This window comes from Maridesulfovibrio sp. FT414 (genome assembly GCF_050916235.1).
Classification (GTDB): domain Bacteria; phylum Desulfobacterota; class Desulfovibrionia; order Desulfovibrionales; family Desulfovibrionaceae; genus Maridesulfovibrio.
Window position 1 is genome coordinate 570,578 of record NZ_CP104854.1, and the last position, 15,722, is coordinate 586,299.

The window sequence follows — 15,722 nt, forward strand, 5'->3', positions numbered from 1 at the left end:
CATAACCGGAATGGGCGTAATCTCCCCGCTAGGCTGCGGAGTTGCGGAACTATGGAACGGACTTCTTACTGGCCGTTCAGGACTCAGCCGCATGAAAGATCTTGAACTCGTCAAGGGCTTGCGCCCGCGCATAGCGGGCCGTGTCCCGGAAATAAAAACCAAAGCCATTCCGCGTAAAGCCCGACGGACTATGTCAAATCTTTCCATTTTCGCCGCTCTTGCTGCGCTTGAAGCAATTGATCAAGCCGGGCTGGACGAAGCCACCTTGACCGGAGGAAGGACCGGACTTTCCATTGGTTCCACTACTGGAAGCTCACAAGCTCTCGAACAGTTTTTCAAACTCTATTTACCGGAAAATTCCCTCAGCGCAATCCGTGGTACTGAATTTTTCAAAATCATGAATCACAGTGCTGCCGCCAATCTGGCACAATTTTTAGAACTCAGTGGAAGGGTAATTGCAGCCTCGGCAGCCTGTTCAACCGGATGCCAAAACATAGGACTTGCAGCTGAAGCCATTGCAGCAGGCAAGCAAGAGGTCATGCTCTGTGGTGGTACGGATGAGCTACATCCCCTGACAGTAGGAACCTTTGATATTATAGATGCCGCTTCAATTTCAGATGAATCTGATTATACAACCGCGTCCAGGCCCTTTGATGCTACCCGTGACGGTATTGTCTGCTCTGAAGGGGCGGGCATCCTAGTTCTGGAAAACTATAACCATGCCAAAGCACGTGGGGCTAAAATGCTTGCCGAAATTACAGGATTCTCGTCCTTGTGCGACAGCAGCAACATGGCTTCCCCCAGTGCAGACGCTATCGCGCGCTGCATGAAAGAAGCCTTGAAGGATGCTGGGATTTCCGAAGCAGACATTGATTACGTGAATGCACACGCTACTGGCACTTTACAGGGAGACGCTTCCGAAGCACAGGCTATTGCTAGTCTGCTCGGCGAGACCCCCCCGGTCAGCAGCCTCAAAGGACATCTGGGACACACGATGGCTGCCAGCGGGGCTATCGAGACTATAGCTACAGTGCGTATGATACAAGAAAATACCATTATTCCTACGGCAAACCTGATCAATCCGGCCGATGAGTGCTCTGCAATAAACAACGTCTTGCATTTGCAGGAAAGACCAATTACATATGCGCTGAAAAATAACTTCGCCCTTGGCGGTATAAATACATCGCTGGTTTTGAGGAGATCATAATGACTGACGCAGAAATCATAAAAAAAATTAACTCCGCGCTTGCAGAAGAATTTGAACTAGATTTGGATTGCATGGTTCCTGAAGCAATCTTCAAAGACGATCTAGACCTTGACAGCTTGGATGCTGTGGATATGGTTATTGTTTTGGAACAGGAGTTCGGAATCAAAATCAAGAAGGATGAATCCTTCAAGGCTATACGCTCCCTCGGAGATTTACACAAATTTATCCTGAATAAAAAAGACGAAGCCGTTTAATACAAGCGGCTTTTTCAACCGCCTAGTTTTTACCCAATGGACCATTGCCTCAAAATTATCTGGATCAACGTTGGAATATATTTAAGTATCATTCTTTGGACTCTGACCGGAATCATCATTTCGCCACTCTGCTACATCTTCTTGACTCATATAGTGGGCCGAGAAAAATCAGAAACCTTACGCAAAATGATCTGGTACTATGGCTGGACCAGTTCAAAATTGATGTCCCTATTCGTAGATATCAAATGGCCTGAACAACTGAGACTAGACTCTCCATGCATCATCGTTGCCAATCATGCGTCGTTCTTTGACCCCTATCTAGTCTCTTTCCAACCACAACGTAACATCTGCATGGCAGTACGTAACTGGCCCTTCAAAATTCCCATCTACGGATTCTACATGAAACTTGCTGGCTACATCAATGTGGAGACGGATGATCTGGACGCGATTCTTGAACAGGCCAAAAAAGCTGTTGAACAAAAAGCAACACTGATGTTCTTTCCTGAAGGAACCCGCAGTAAGGACGGCAATTTGAACCGCTTCCACTCCGGTCCCTTCCTCCTTTCCGTACAGACCGGTTTGCCCATTGTCCCGCTATGCATTACTGGGACACGTAAAATGCTCCCCCGGGGGCATATGCTTATCCATCCTGCAAAGGTCCGGGGTAGACTCCTTGCTCCCATTCACCCGCAACAATTTCAAAACACACAAAACATACATATTGATTTGCGCCGCGCGGTTAAAAAAACTATGGTTGCCTGCATTCAAGAAATGCATAGGGAAACCGACATCGATTTTCACCAAATTAACTAACCAGATGAGGACATTACAGATGAAGATTCTCCGTATTGTTGCTTTTGTACTGATCACCTGCGCACTCTTTCTCAGCGGATGCAGAACCGCTCCCATTCAAAATATTGAAATGGCCCCAATAATATCCACAAGCCAGCAGGATCGATCTTTGGAAAATGTGAAAAATGCGATAATCAAGGGCGGATATAGCCTTGGCTGGCAAATGAGTGATGTTGCACCCGGCCACCTTGTGGGTACCCTGAATATCCGCTCCCATCAGGCTGTAGTAGACATCACTTACACCCCAAAAAATTATAGCATTAATTACAAAGACAGCACGAACTTGAAACATAAAGGTAACGTGATCCATAGCAACTACAACGCTTGGGTCAAAAATCTTGCCAACGCCATCAACCACGAATTGTTCCAGATTTAGTAAAATTACTGACGAGAACAACTATGAATTCAAGCCGTTGTTGGGGCAGTTCATTTACCGATGCTGACATTGAACACACCCTCAAAAACAGGCAGTTGCTTACTGCAGAACTCGAACTGAGCAGAGTCTGTGACCTGCGCTGTATCTACTGCTATGCCTCATCAGGGAAAAAACTCAACAATGAGCTTGAGTATGATGAAATTACCACCGCAGTGGACCAGTGCCTGAACCTTGGTGCACGTAAGATCATTATCCTTGGCGGGGGGGAGCCTATGCTCTACCCCCGTATTATGGATGTGCTCCATTATATACATAATCTTGGCTTGGAGATTGAACTCTTCAGCAACGGGACTAGAATTACTCCTGAGACTGCATCAGAGCTGTTTTCCCTAGACGTACAGCCGGTCATCAAATTCAATAGTCTTAATCCAGAAGTGCAGGACCATCTGGCTGGCAAGAAAGATGCTCACAAGGCTATTCGCCAAGGCCTCAACAACCTGCTTGAGGCCGGATACTCCAATGGGAATCTTCCGATTGGTGCCCAGACCATCATTTGTCGCCAGAATTATGAAGAAATACCGGAAATGTGGCGCTGGCTGCGCTCTCGCCAGATCATCCCCTATTTCGAAACCATTACTGATCAAGGACGGGCCAAGGGCCGTGTAGAACTGGCACTAAGCCCTCAAAAAATTGGTGCTTTGTTCAACGAACTTTCTCGCATCGATCGAGAAGAATTCAGTATACGATGGGAGCCCAAACCTCCTGTAGCAGCATTTTCCTGCAAAAGGCATTTCTATTCCTGCACAATTACCACTACAGGTGATGTAATTCCCTGTCCTGGAGTAGACATTGTCGCAGGTAACCTGCGTATAAACTCTCTGCAAGAAATAATCGAACAGAATGTTGTATTCAACAATTTACGCAACATTCGCCACACTATCACCGGACCGTGTAAGACCTGTGATTTAAGATCCGAATGTTACGGCTGTCGAGGTATGGCCCACCATTTGAATGGAGACTATTTGTCATCCGATCCGCTTTGCTGGCGTATTTAACTATGGAGTTTTTATATGAATCTTCCCATCGAAGCTAGAAGGCTACTACCACATCGCGGACAGATGCTGCTCATTGACAGTGTTCTTACTGCCGAAGGAGATGCAGGAACCGCGTTGGCGGACCTTTCCACACAGTCCATTGCGCTGGACTCGGACGGCAGTCTGCTAACACCGTTCTACATCGAGCTGCTCGCTCAGGCTTATGCCGCAATATGTGGTTATCAACTACAGTCTCTCGGACGCCCCATACCCGAAGGGTACCTTGTTGGGGTTCAAAAATTTCATATAACCTCTCAAAAAACCGCAGAATTCAGCAGCAACGAACTGCTAATAACCGTACAAATTGTGGGTAATTTTAACGGATTCGCCGTAGTTGAAGGCACAGTAAGTTGTGAAGAAATAACTTTAGCCGAAGGCAGGATAAAAGTCTTTGTTCCGCAGGAAGAGTCCATAGCCGAGCTTTTAGCACAGGCAAAATCCGTGGAGACTGCCCCCTTATGGCAATTGTAAAAAAACTATTTCTGTTCGTTCTGCTATTAATCGCTTCAGCAGAAAGTGCTTACGCAGACAAGCAGGCTGATTTTTTAAAAAATTTGCAAGACCGTGCACAGTCTATATATGCCATAAGCAGCGAATTTAGCCAGCAAAGTCACGTTTCACTTTTCGCAGACACTATGAACTCCAGAGGGAACTTCTACTTTGCTCGCCCGGACAATTTACGATGGGAATACACCGAACCATTCGTATCCGGTTTCTTACTCAATGGACATCAAGGATTGAAATGGGATGCGGCAACGGAGGAACCAACCCCGGTTAACACGGCAACCTCTCCGGAAATGACGATTATTTCCGAACAGATACTAGCTTGGACGACCATGGACATTACGTGGTTGCAATCACTGTACTCCATCAAAGTCACTGATTATTCCCCGGCAGCTATGGAGCTTACACCTAAATCGGACAAGACAAGACAATTTATAAATTTGATCCGCATATTTTTTGCTCCCGGAGCAGACCATCTCAAGGGCATTGAGATGCATAGCCCTGATGGAGACTACACAAAAATAATATTCTCTAATGTACAGTTAAATAAAGAATTACCGCAGGATATATTCCTAAAGCAATAGACATGTTCTTCCCCAACCGACATAATAATTCAAAACTAAACACAAAATCACAATTTCTAAGCACGCTGTCCCTGCTAATTTTCTTGTTGATTTGCTCCATCCCCTTACTTTCGGTTTCTTTTTCCGAAGATATTTCGGCGATGATTCCCAGTGGAGAGAACGGAAAGGTCAGTCGTGATTTTGCGTTACTTCAAAAGGCTCCGCTAGCAGGAAAAATTCTCATCTCTATTTCCAGCGACACACTGGATGAAGATAAACTATGTGAAATAGCCTTAAGCATGACCACAAGGATGAATACTCCGCTGCTGGCTGAGTCCAATTCTTTGGAAACAACTCCACTTGAAATAATAGACTATTTACTCAGCCAAGCTCCAAACATAACAACCAAAAATGATATTAAAAAACTAGAAACGCTTACCCACAGTGAAGCGATACACAAAAGCTTAACTAACGCAAAAAATGTTCTTCTTTCGCCAACAGGCATAGGAATGCGCGGAATTATTGCTGCAGACCCACTCAATTTACGCCTGACCTATTTACCTAAAATAGCATCCATGCAGAACCTGCCCAGCACCAAAAAAGTAGGAAACCGATTTTTCGTTACCGGAAAAAATGCGCTCTTGCTTATCGCAAAGACCAATATTCCCATGACTGATTCTCAAAACGGTCAACTCCTACTGGAACGCTTTACAAAAATAAAAGAAGAAACCATGGCTGAATACAGCCTTAGCGAAACGAGCATTCAGATTAACTTATTGAGCGGACATAGCTACACCGTCGCCAATGCCACAATCATCAAGCAAGACATACTAAAGGTTTCTCTCATCTCACTTGGCGCTTTGTCCGCGCTTTTTTTCTTTTCATTCCGGAACAAAGGAGCCTTAAGTGTATTTCTTGCCCCTGGCGTGGCCATCATAACCGGGCTAGGATGCTGCGCATATGTTTATAGTAATATGTCTGCAATTGTCATAGGTTTCGGTGCAGTGTTAATGGGAATATCCATAGACTTTGCTGTGCATATCTATTTTGCCTTAGCGGAAAACCATAGGGAGAAGAGAAGTGCCTATCAAAAAGTCTGTAAGCCAATACTTTTCGGAGCCGCAACATCATGTGCCTCATTCGCTTCGCTATATATTTCAGGCATTCCTGGAATTAAACAGCTCTCCATATTCTCTGTAGCCGGAATTTTTGCGTCTTGTATATACGCCTTGATCATTGTCCCTCAATTCTGCAATGAATTTCCATACGCAAACAAGGCTCATGCTTATCATCAAATTAAAGGCAATAAGAATATCATCTTGTGGACAACCGGCCTCATATTGGTGGCATCTATTATATGCGCATTGAACAATCATTTTGATACGGAGCTGAAAAATTTGGGTTATATTTCAAAAGAAATATCATGCACAGAAAAACATTTTCAAGAAAAATGGGGTAGCGTCCGATCCCAATCCATGATTTTTGCATCCGGAAAAACGATAGACGCAGCCTTGCATAACAATGAAAAAGCATGGATGGATATCAAAAAAAATCTTTCCGGTATTGAGGCGGTAAGCCTTGCAGAAACCCTACCTTCATACAAAACCATTGAGGAAAATAGAACGCGCTGGTCATCATTTTGGAATGAGAATGCCGAACATACGACACAAGCTATCCTCGACAGCAGCAAACAACTCGGATTTGCGCCCAAAGCGTTTCTCTCAGCAATGGACCGTCTTTCTGCTACGCCTCCAACTCTTGATACCATAACATTTAGCTCAAGCCCTCTTAGTTTTCTCTATGACTTACTCATTCCTCCCTGTGATAACGAACAAGAGCAGTTGGTCATGACTCTCCTCCCAGACAGTCAGCTAATAAATGACTACTACTCTCCCCAAAAAGAAAAAGAAATGGGCGTGCACCTTGTTTCCCAGTCGCGCTTCAAATCTAACCTTGAACAGGAGATGAAACTGGACATCATAAAGTTCATATCCTGTTCTGGAATAGCGGTGGCTGTACTGATTTTCGGACTTTTCCGAAATCTACGCAGAGCAATTTTGGCTCTTTTCCCAGCAATTTTCGGAGTAGTAGCGACATTTGGCCTACTTGGCCTTTTACAATTTCCCCTAAATATTTTTCACATTGTAGCTTTACCTCTTGTAATCGGCCTTGGAGCCGATTACGGAATCTTCATGGTTTTTCAGGAAATTAGTGCCCCTTCTTTATGGACCATCAAAGCGGTCAAAATTTCTGGTTTAACAACACTGGCTGGCTTTGGAGTGCTTATATTTGCCAAACATCCTTCGCTACAATCATTAGGTGCTACAGTTTCCATCGGAATTACGGCAGCTCTTTGCTGCGCTGTTTTTGTGCTCCCACAGCTATTGCACCTAGTCGGAGATAAACGTGCATAAATTTTCAGCCAAGTTGTTCCTGCTAGTCCTAATAGTGTTGGCCGGCTGCTCTTCACATAGCTCAATCAACAAGATAAAACCCGTAGCTTCAACCTCATACATTCTGCAACACTACGGAGTACTTTCTATAGCGGGAAATCGAATACCCTTACGCGGCATGTTGCATCTAAACCCAGAACAGCGAACCGCTCGGGTTGTCATGCTGAACGACATCGGCTTAAAACTGTTGGTAGCTGAAATTATTGCCTACGATACTGGTAAGTTTGAATCAAAACTGTTGTTTGCATCTCCATTCCTACGCATGATTCCACCTTTTTATGACGAATCAATGCGTTGCATTTACAAGATGTACTTCACCCAACACCAAGCTGATTCTATGGGAACAAAAATCTCCACTGAAGGGATAAAAAAGATCGGCAATCGAGAATTCGCTACCCACACTATTATCAGCGAGTTGCATGGCAACTACACTCTCGAACTATTTCTCAATTCCGGATTGCAAAAGGATTCTTAAGAGCATGGACATATACAAACTTATTTCAAACTACCGTAGCAATCTTGAAAAAACGGACTCAGGGTACACCTGTTCATACGTTTTCAGCGAATCCTTCCCTGGGTTCGATGGCCACTTTCCCGGAAATCCTATATTGCCCGGAGTTATCCAGACTCTGCTCGGACAACAGGCTTCACTGGAAGCTTTGGCTTACGAGTACCCAGAGGAAAAATTTACATTACAATTAGTGACCCGCTGTAAATTCCTGCGTCCAGTCAAGCCAAGGGAGAAGCTATATCTAAACTTCATCCTTACAGCTAAAGACCTAGGCCATATCGCCCTCTGCTCGCTTTCCGTCGACGGCGAAACAGTAGCATCTTTCCAGCTCCTCTTTAGCAATGAGGCCGTGCTATGACGCGTAAATCTTATTTTTCTAAAATTGACGGAGCTCCAGAACCACTGCGTCATATAGTAAAGCGTAAAGTTCGTTTCGAAGAAGTGGACCCCATGAATATTGTATGGCATGGCCGCTATCCCAGTTATTTTGAAGATGGGCGTACAGCTCTTGGAGATATGTACGGTATCGGTTATCTGGATTGCTATCGTAACAACGTGGCAGTACCTATCAAAAAAATGCAGGTAGATTACATCAAACCACTCCACTTTGGTGAAACATTCAGCATTGAAACATTACTTCATTGGACCGAAGCCGCACGTATGAATTATGAGTTCATTATCCGCAACTCTGCAGGGGAAAAAGCCACAACCGGATGCACTGTCCAGCTCTTTGTCAAAGACAATCAACTCATGATGTTTCAACCTGACTTCTTTGCCGAACTCTGCCAGAGATGGAAGAATAAAACTCTCGCTCCCCTTTAACTGGGTCTCCCTTTAGAACCACCATGTCAACTGTATTCTTAATTTCAGCGAACACCAATGTAGAGCCGTATCCGGTGTATCCCATTGGAATGTCCGTGATTGCAAGAGCCTTGTATGAAGCTGGACACAAGGTCATCCAGTACGACATGCTCGCTGCTGGCAACTCCCTTGCCCACCTGCGCTGTGCAGTTGCTAAAGCAAAACCTGATTGCGCCGGAATCTCCATCCGCAATGTGGACAACGTGGATTCATTCACTTCCCACACAAACAGATATGTTCACAAGGCTAAACTCATTGTTGAGGCACTAAAAGAAGCCGGAATTCCGGTCATTGCAGGAGGAGCAGGGTTCTCCCTACTACCTACGGATATTCTTGAATATACTGGAGCAGACTTTGGCGTTGTAGGTGAGGGTGAACGCAAAATGGTACAGCTAATTGAACGGTTAGAGCAAAATAAGGAAGTGAAGCAGATTTATGGAAGAGAAAATGAAATTCCTGGCGATGAAATTTCAGCACCACTCTGGGACAAACAATTGCTGCATTACTATCTCAAAGAAAGCGGTGTCATCAACGTGCAGACGAAACGCGGTTGCGAGCATAGCTGTGCCTATTGCACCTATCCCCACCTTGAAGGGCACAAGATTCGAATCCGACCAATAGCCGACGTTGCTGATGAACTTGAAATGCTCTGCAACTATGGAGCAGACAACATTTTTTTTACCGATTCCGTATTTAATGATCGAGAAGGACATTATCTTCAACTGGCAGAAGAAATTATTCGCCGGCAAATAAACATTAAATGGTGTGCTTTTTTTCAACCCGGACCGATCGAAAAAGACGAATTGATCATGCTCAAACGCTCAGGTCTGCAAGCTATAGAGAGCGGAACAGACGCAACCAGTGATGCGACTCTCAAGGGCTTGCACAAAAGTTTCACTTTTGACGAAGTCATAGAATTCAATAATCGCTGTGTGCAACAAAGAATTCCATGCGCCCATTATGTAATCTTCGGAGGCCCCGATGAAAACATGGACACAGTTCGCGAAGGAATTGCGAACATGAACTCTCTACGTAACTGCGTGGTTTTCTCTTTCTCTGGTATTCGGTTACACAAAGGAACACCTCTATTTAGTAGAGCTGTTAGAGAAGGCTTACTTGACCACGATAAGTCTCTGCTTGATCCTTTTTATTATTTCTCCCCCCATCTTGATAAAGACGAAATGAACGCGGCTCTGACCGCCGGATTCAAGAAACGCAGAGATCGGCTGTTCCCACCAGATGAGGGGCAACAACGCATTAACATTATGAAAAGGTTTGGATTCCGGGGTATTCTTTGGGATCAATTGATTAAATTCGATGACATTTCCGAAAAGACACCCACTACTCAGTCTTTATTAGATTCCACCCATGAAAACTAAGCCACTGATAGTTATACCTGTGTACAACCACGGCACTACTTTGCGTGACGTGGCAATACGGGCAATGAAATATTGTGACGTTCTCATTGTTGATGACGGTAGCACTGACTGTGGTTCAGATAATATCTGCGACCTTGAACTTACTTTGGTCAGACATAATGAGAATCTAGGCAAAGGGCAAGCTATCATCACTGCAGCAAAAAAAGCACTTGAGCTTGGCAATACTCATATTATCACCATTGATGCTGATGGGCAGCATTTCCCAGAAGAGATTCCGCTATTCATAGAAGCAATTCAGCAATACCCGGAAGCCATCTTCGTGGGCAGCAGGAATTTCAAGGTACAAAATGTACCTGGAGCATCAAGATTTGGGCGCAGTTTTTCCAATTTCTGGCTGAGGGTACAAACCGGAAAAAAAGTAAGTGACGTACAGAGCGGATTTCGGGCCTACCCTCTGGAAATTTTCTCCATAATTAAGACGTCAGAATCCCGTTATGCCTTTGAAGTAGAGATCTTAGTTAAATCTGCATGGGCGGGATACGAGATCAGAGACCTACCTATTGAGGTTCATTATCCTTCCCCCGACAAACGGGTTTCCCACTTTAACGCTATCAAGGATAATGCTCGTATCTCTCTTCTGAATGCTAGATTAACCATGCGATCATTTGTACCCCTACCCCACCGCCAGTATGATAGAGACGAACAAGGGAAGATATCTCCAATACACCCCCTGCGGTCACTACGCATACTGCTTTCCAAGGATGAAACACCTATAAACTTGGCAATTTCTGGAGCCATAGGCATGTTGCTAGGCACCTTACCCTTAATTGCCATGCACTCCATTGCTATCATTCTCTGCTGCTGTTTTTTCCGACTAAGTAAGATCACAGGACTAGCTGTTAGCCAGTTGTGCATTCCTCCGCTCGTACCGGCCCTGTGTATCGAGGTTGGGCACTATATAAGATACAACAAGTTCCTGACCGAAATTTCCTTGCAGACACTAGGATACGAAGCTCTGAATCGCCTCTATGAATGGGTGTTAGGCTCTCTTGTGTTGGGACCAATATTTGCTATAATTATAGGCATTACGATCTACATTATGGCATTTGCCATTAAACGTTTTTTTGATATGAAACCACAATAATTTGGGACGACCATTTTGAAAAGCAACAAAAAATGGTCCAGCAAAAGTCTGGCCCCCCTTTTTTTCCATAACATTTTTTATGGGCTGATCCGACTGCTAGGCAGAACAGGAGCATACTGTCTGCTCTTTTTCGTAGTCATCTTTTACACTCTGCTACCTAGAGTAAGCAAAAGACCGGCTGAGTATATCTATCGCAGGTTCGGACCGCAAAACGTGCTAAGTAGAATGAACCATACATTTCTACTCTACTGGAATTTCGGGAAAATGTTAGTAGACCGTGCTGTTCTACGTATTATGGGAGATTTCAATGCGATTGGTAAGAATGACGACGTACACCTGTTGCAACAACTATATGCGAAACATAAGCGACTAATCCTGCTTACAGGACACGTTGGCTGCTGGCAGATGGGTTTTTCCTATCTAGATTTTCTGGACGCGCCTAAGGCGGTGGTCATGCTCATGGAACATGGTGATGTAGATAAGCATTCCTTCAAATGGAAGATGTACGGCAGTGAAGGAAAAGAAAAGGAAATTACAGTCATAAACCCAGCTGCCCCCCTTGGTGGCACGCTGGAGATGCTCACGGCCCTGCGAGAAAATTCAGTTCTCTGCATAAACGGCGATCGAACCATGGGTGAAAGTAGGCACAATGTGCTGGTTGATTTTCTAGGCGGTAGAATCGAACTGCCAATAACCCCATTCAAAATTGCAGCAACCACGGATACACCTATAGCCGTAGTCTTTTCATCCCGTAGTAACATTGGGGAAGGTCTTTTCTGGGTGTCTAAGGTTATCCACGTACCAACAGGTACAGGCAAAGGGGGCATACGAGGAGCAGCGGCATTTACCCCCTACGCACAAAAATTCTCCACTGAATTGGAAAGGTATTGCCAAGAAAATCCCTACCAGTTTTACAATTTTTACAACATGTGGAATTAACAACTCTTTACAAGGAAACAAGATTGCATACAAAATTAAAAGAACTGCTCATCGAAGAGCTTAACCTTATTGACGTAAGCGCTGATGAAATTGAAAATGATGATCCCCTCTTCGGTGATGGATTGGGCCTTGATTCTCTTGACGCTGTCGAAATCGTGGTCCTGGTACAGAAACATTTCAATGTAGAAATCAAGAACATGGATGAAGGAAAAATAGCCTTTCAATCTATAAACAGCCTTGTAGATTTCATCAAACAAAGACGAGTTTAATGAATGGACCATCCCGTAAGCATCTGTGCAAGTGGTTGTATCTGTGCCGCTGGCAATGATACCAGCACATGTTTTGAAACAATGTTAAATGGTGCTGTCAAGCCTTCTTTTGCGGCCGACTTTTATTTTGATCAACCCATGCGCTCACCTGTCTTTGCTGTACCTAAAGAATGGTTATACAAAGGAATTCATACTCCTGCACTAACAACAACAATGCAGCTGCTTTTTCAAGCAGTGGATGAGGCATTAACTCAATCCGAAATTACTCCACAAAAGTTATCTGGCCTGAAAGTGGGGGCCTGCATAGGATCCTCCACCGGGGCTTCGCTCAATTTCCTCTCTTTCTACAAGCAATGGCGCGAAGACAAAAAACCTTACCTCGAATCAATAGAGAGTTACCTGAACTGCAACCCTGCCACTGCCCTAGCTGAAAGATACGATTTAAACGGACCAGTACAAACTGTAACAAATGCGTGTTCTTCCGGTACGGACGCTATCGGTATCGGGGCTTCATGGATCAGGCAGGATCTTTGCGATTTAGTAATTGCCGGGGGAGCGGATGCTCTGAGCGACATTTCTTACACCGGATTCTCACGACTGATGATCACAAGCCCAGAAAGATGCCGTCCTTTTGACTCCTGCAGGCTGGGCCTTAACCTTGGCGAAGGAGCGGCAGTACTTATCCTTGCCAGTGATAAAGCAATACGGGAACTTGGACTTAATTCAATAGCTCAGGTCATGGGTTACGGGACATGTTGCGATGCCTACCACCTGACTGCCCCGCACCCCGAAGGCCCCATGTTGAAACAGGCCATTAACGAAGCGCTCGACCGTAGCGGTATCAGTGCTGACCAAATTGGCTTCGTTAATGTTCACGGTACCGGAACTGAAAACAATGACCGCATTGAAAGCCAGGTTATCAGCGAAATTTTCCCAGGGACACCATTCACTGGGATCAAGGGTTTTACCGGACATACCTTAGGTGCTGCCGGAGCTATTGAAGCTGTTATGACTATCATTTCCCTACAAAACGGATTGCTAATGCCTACCAGCGGATTCCGCAAAACCGCAGTTGGATCAACGATAAGTCCTATCACTAAATGTACGAAAATCACTGCCGAATATGCCCTTAGTGATTCACTAGCATTTGGAGGCAACAACTCTGCACTTGTTTTCAAAAAGGAGTCCGCATGATCCGTCTCAGTCTTCATGGAATCGGGACTGCATTGGCTGATGGAACCGACACTGTTGACACGTCTGATCTTAATTCATATTTCGCGCCGCGCCGTTTACGCAGAGTGGACCATTTTACCCGTATGGCAATGCTCGCTGGGTGCCGTGCCCTCCATGACGCAGCAGGAACTGGACAGGAAGACCTGAAGGCACAGCTGCCACTGCCAGATAACATGGGCATTGTCATCAGCACAGGATACGGACCTTCTCAGACCATATTTGAATTTCTGGATTCCATTATTGATCATGGAGCAGGGTGCGCCTCACCACTGGCATTTGCCCATTCGGTACACAATATTCCAGTGGCAACCATGTCCCTCTTCTTTAATAATCCAAAACCATATACCACCATCTGCCAAATATCTGGTCCATTGCAGGCTGGGTTACAGACCGCTGGATGCTGGTTGAACGAAGGAAGAGTGCAAAAAGTACTGTTTGGTGTTGTTGACGAAAAGACCCTCCTACTGGAGGACAATACTAAACGTTTATTGGAGAAAAGAGGATTCACAAGCGAACCTATTCCGATCGGAGAAGGAGCCTGTTTTTTCCTGTTCGGCCCTGCAAACGAAGCAGAAAACTCAAAATACGGCATTCTGGAGTTAGAAACCCTTTCAGCCCAAGAATTACAACAGGCAAAATTACCCTCACAAACCTATAGTCCGGCCCGCTCACTGCACAGGCTGGCCGAACTGGGTATAACCGCCACGGCAACTCAACAAACAGATATGGTCTGCGCCGCTGGACCGGAACTGATCGCAGCAGTCATGCAATCATGTCCTAGCTGCTGTATTGAACAGTCTAGAAACAAATTTGGGATTATTTCAACAATAGTGAAAGGCTGATCCATGTTTAAAAGATTAAGACTTACGCCGTATGATATCGGAGAAATAATATCAGCCACTCTGCTTGCTGAAATGGATTACAATCAAAAGCTGATCCATTGTCAGGAACAGTCTATAGCCAAGGAGTTCATCCCTAGTACGAAGACACTTCAAGAACCGGGAAGACTTCTTGAACGAATCGCCCTACAGTTTACAATCGATTCGACACGTCTAAGAGACAAAAGTATCTCCCAAATGTCGGAACTGATTTTCGCAAAGACTGGCGGAAGACCGAAGCAACTTACATTTTTCACGTCAGGTAGTACCGGAGTCCCTATTCCGGCAGTCTCCAGATTTGCAGATCTTGAACAGGAAATCCTCTCTCTTTCTCGACTTTTTACTGACCGCAAACGAATTGTCAGTTTTGTCCCCTGTCACCATATTTACGGATTCTTATTTTCCATTCTACTGCCCAAAGCTCTTAGAATTCCAGTTGAATATAGGGCAGTACTACCCGGAAAGGATCAAATAAAGACCATGGTCAACGGCGATCTAGTCATAGCCTTTCCCCTGCTCTGGAAAAAGCTAGGAAAACTAAATTGCCGATTCACTGAAAATGTATACGGAGTAACCTCCACAGGGCCATGTCCTGCGGAAAATATCAACAACCTACAAAAACAAGGACTTGCCCGCATGACGGAAGTATATGGTTCATCGGAGACAGGAGGTGTGGGCTTCCGCCACGACCCAGCCTATATGTACACCCTGTTCGAGCACTGGAAGAAAAGCGGAGACTCCACCATCGAAAGAACCTCGACAGACGGAACCAAACAACTTCATACCCTGCAAGATAATCTTGAATGGCAGGACACTCAATTCAAACCGCTAAACCGATCCGACAATGCTGTCCAAGTTGGAGGTATTAATGTTTATCCCTCGCGAGTGAAGCACATTCTCATGAAAAACCAGCATGTCCGAGACTGTGCGGTGCGTTTGATGCGCCCAGAAGAAGGAGAAAGATTAAAATCTTTCATAGTTCCCGTTGATGGAGTTGACCTAGCTGAACTTGAAAAAGAATTACGGATGGTTGCGTCTACGGAGCTTTCCAGTCATGAAAAACCTGGGAAGTACGATTTTGGACCATCAATACCGCTCTCGAAGATGGGCAAGTTAAGCGATTGGTAATATTTGGGACTCCTTGTAAAATGGATTAACGATTAATAATGACAACATTTAATCAGCATTCAATTAATAGAAGCGCA

The 15,722-nt window shown here is 44.9% G+C and carries 18 protein-coding genes; all 18 read left to right on the forward strand.

Going from position 1 to position 15,722, the window contains the following annotated elements:
- The first annotated feature begins 10 nt into the window (after positions 1 to 10).
- Entirely contained in the window at positions 11 to 1,207 is a 1,197-nt protein-coding gene (locus tag N7E73_RS02640; protein WP_432738826.1) for a beta-ketoacyl-[acyl-carrier-protein] synthase family protein, read from the forward strand.
- Positions 1,207 to 1,461 carry a phosphopantetheine-binding protein gene (locus N7E73_RS02645; RefSeq protein WP_432737365.1) on the forward strand — a complete coding sequence of 85 codons (255 nt, stop codon included), beginning with the start codon at positions 1,207 to 1,209 and terminating at the stop codon, positions 1,459 to 1,461. The genes N7E73_RS02640 and N7E73_RS02645 overlap by 1 nt, the downstream gene beginning before the upstream one ends.
- 222 nt (positions 1,462 to 1,683) lie before the next feature.
- Positions 1,684 to 2,274, forward strand: a complete 591-nt coding sequence (locus tag N7E73_RS02650; RefSeq protein WP_432738827.1) for a lysophospholipid acyltransferase family protein — start codon at positions 1,684 to 1,686, stop codon at positions 2,272 to 2,274.
- 19 nt (positions 2,275 to 2,293) lie between these two features.
- Positions 2,294 to 2,689, forward strand: a complete 396-nt coding sequence (locus tag N7E73_RS02655) for a hypothetical protein (RefSeq protein WP_432737366.1) — start codon at positions 2,294 to 2,296, stop codon at positions 2,687 to 2,689.
- 23 nt (positions 2,690 to 2,712) lie between these two features.
- On the forward strand, positions 2,713 to 3,744 hold the full coding sequence (locus N7E73_RS02660) for a radical SAM/SPASM domain-containing protein (RefSeq protein WP_432737368.1): 1,032 nt from the start codon (positions 2,713 to 2,715) through the stop codon (positions 3,742 to 3,744).
- Positions 3,745 to 3,759: 15 nt separating this feature from the next.
- Positions 3,760 to 4,254 (forward strand): 3-hydroxylacyl-ACP dehydratase, encoded by a 495-nt coding sequence (locus N7E73_RS02665; protein ID WP_432737370.1) that lies wholly within the window; start codon positions 3,760 to 3,762, stop codon positions 4,252 to 4,254.
- The gene (locus N7E73_RS02670; RefSeq protein ID WP_432737372.1) at positions 4,242 to 4,871 is read left to right on the forward strand and encodes a LolA family protein; all 630 of its coding nucleotides are present in this window, start codon (positions 4,242 to 4,244) and stop codon (positions 4,869 to 4,871) included. The genes N7E73_RS02665 and N7E73_RS02670 overlap by 13 nt, the downstream gene beginning before the upstream one ends.
- Before the next feature lie 2 nt (positions 4,872 to 4,873).
- Positions 4,874 to 7,264: an MMPL family transporter gene (locus N7E73_RS02675; protein WP_432737375.1), complete on the forward strand. Its 2,391-nt coding sequence runs from the start codon at positions 4,874 to 4,876 to the stop codon at positions 7,262 to 7,264.
- Positions 7,257 to 7,778, forward strand: coding sequence for a hypothetical protein (locus tag N7E73_RS02680; protein ID WP_432737377.1), 522 nt, complete (start codon positions 7,257 to 7,259; stop codon positions 7,776 to 7,778). Before N7E73_RS02675 ends, N7E73_RS02680 begins: the two co-directional genes overlap by 8 nt.
- Before the next feature lie 4 nt (positions 7,779 to 7,782).
- The gene (locus N7E73_RS02685) at positions 7,783 to 8,172 is read left to right on the forward strand and encodes a 3-hydroxyacyl-ACP dehydratase FabZ family protein (protein ID WP_432737379.1); all 390 of its coding nucleotides are present in this window, start codon (positions 7,783 to 7,785) and stop codon (positions 8,170 to 8,172) included.
- A complete protein-coding gene (locus N7E73_RS02690; protein ID WP_432737381.1) occupies positions 8,169 to 8,636 on the forward strand; it encodes an acyl-CoA thioesterase in 468 nt (155 codons plus the stop codon). The genes N7E73_RS02685 and N7E73_RS02690 overlap by 4 nt, the downstream gene beginning before the upstream one ends.
- Positions 8,637 to 8,659: 23 nt before the next feature.
- Positions 8,660 to 10,054 (forward strand): lipid biosynthesis B12-binding/radical SAM protein, encoded by a 1,395-nt coding sequence (locus N7E73_RS02695; protein ID WP_432737383.1) that lies wholly within the window; start codon positions 8,660 to 8,662, stop codon positions 10,052 to 10,054.
- Positions 10,044 to 11,198, forward strand: coding sequence for a DUF2062 domain-containing protein (locus N7E73_RS02700; protein WP_432737385.1), 1,155 nt, complete (start codon positions 10,044 to 10,046; stop codon positions 11,196 to 11,198). The genes N7E73_RS02695 and N7E73_RS02700 overlap by 11 nt, the downstream gene beginning before the upstream one ends.
- Positions 11,199 to 11,462: 264 nt before the next feature.
- Entirely contained in the window at positions 11,463 to 12,137 is a 675-nt protein-coding gene (locus tag N7E73_RS02705) for an acyltransferase (RefSeq protein ID WP_432737386.1), read from the forward strand.
- A complete protein-coding gene (locus N7E73_RS02710; RefSeq protein ID WP_432738828.1) occupies positions 12,128 to 12,406 on the forward strand; it encodes a phosphopantetheine-binding protein in 279 nt (92 codons plus the stop codon). Before N7E73_RS02705 ends, N7E73_RS02710 begins: the two co-directional genes overlap by 10 nt.
- A gap of 3 nt (positions 12,407 to 12,409) precedes the next feature.
- Complete coding sequence (locus N7E73_RS02715; protein ID WP_432737388.1) at positions 12,410 to 13,600, forward strand: beta-ketoacyl-[acyl-carrier-protein] synthase family protein; 1,191 nt, start codon at positions 12,410 to 12,412, stop codon at positions 13,598 to 13,600.
- Complete coding sequence (locus N7E73_RS02720; protein ID WP_432737390.1) at positions 13,597 to 14,481, forward strand: beta-ketoacyl synthase chain length factor; 885 nt, start codon at positions 13,597 to 13,599, stop codon at positions 14,479 to 14,481. Before N7E73_RS02715 ends, N7E73_RS02720 begins: the two co-directional genes overlap by 4 nt.
- A gap of 3 nt (positions 14,482 to 14,484) precedes the next feature.
- Positions 14,485 to 15,645, forward strand: a complete 1,161-nt coding sequence (locus tag N7E73_RS02725) for an AMP-binding enzyme (protein ID WP_432737392.1) — start codon at positions 14,485 to 14,487, stop codon at positions 15,643 to 15,645.
- Positions 15,646 to 15,722: the final 77 nt, after the last annotated feature.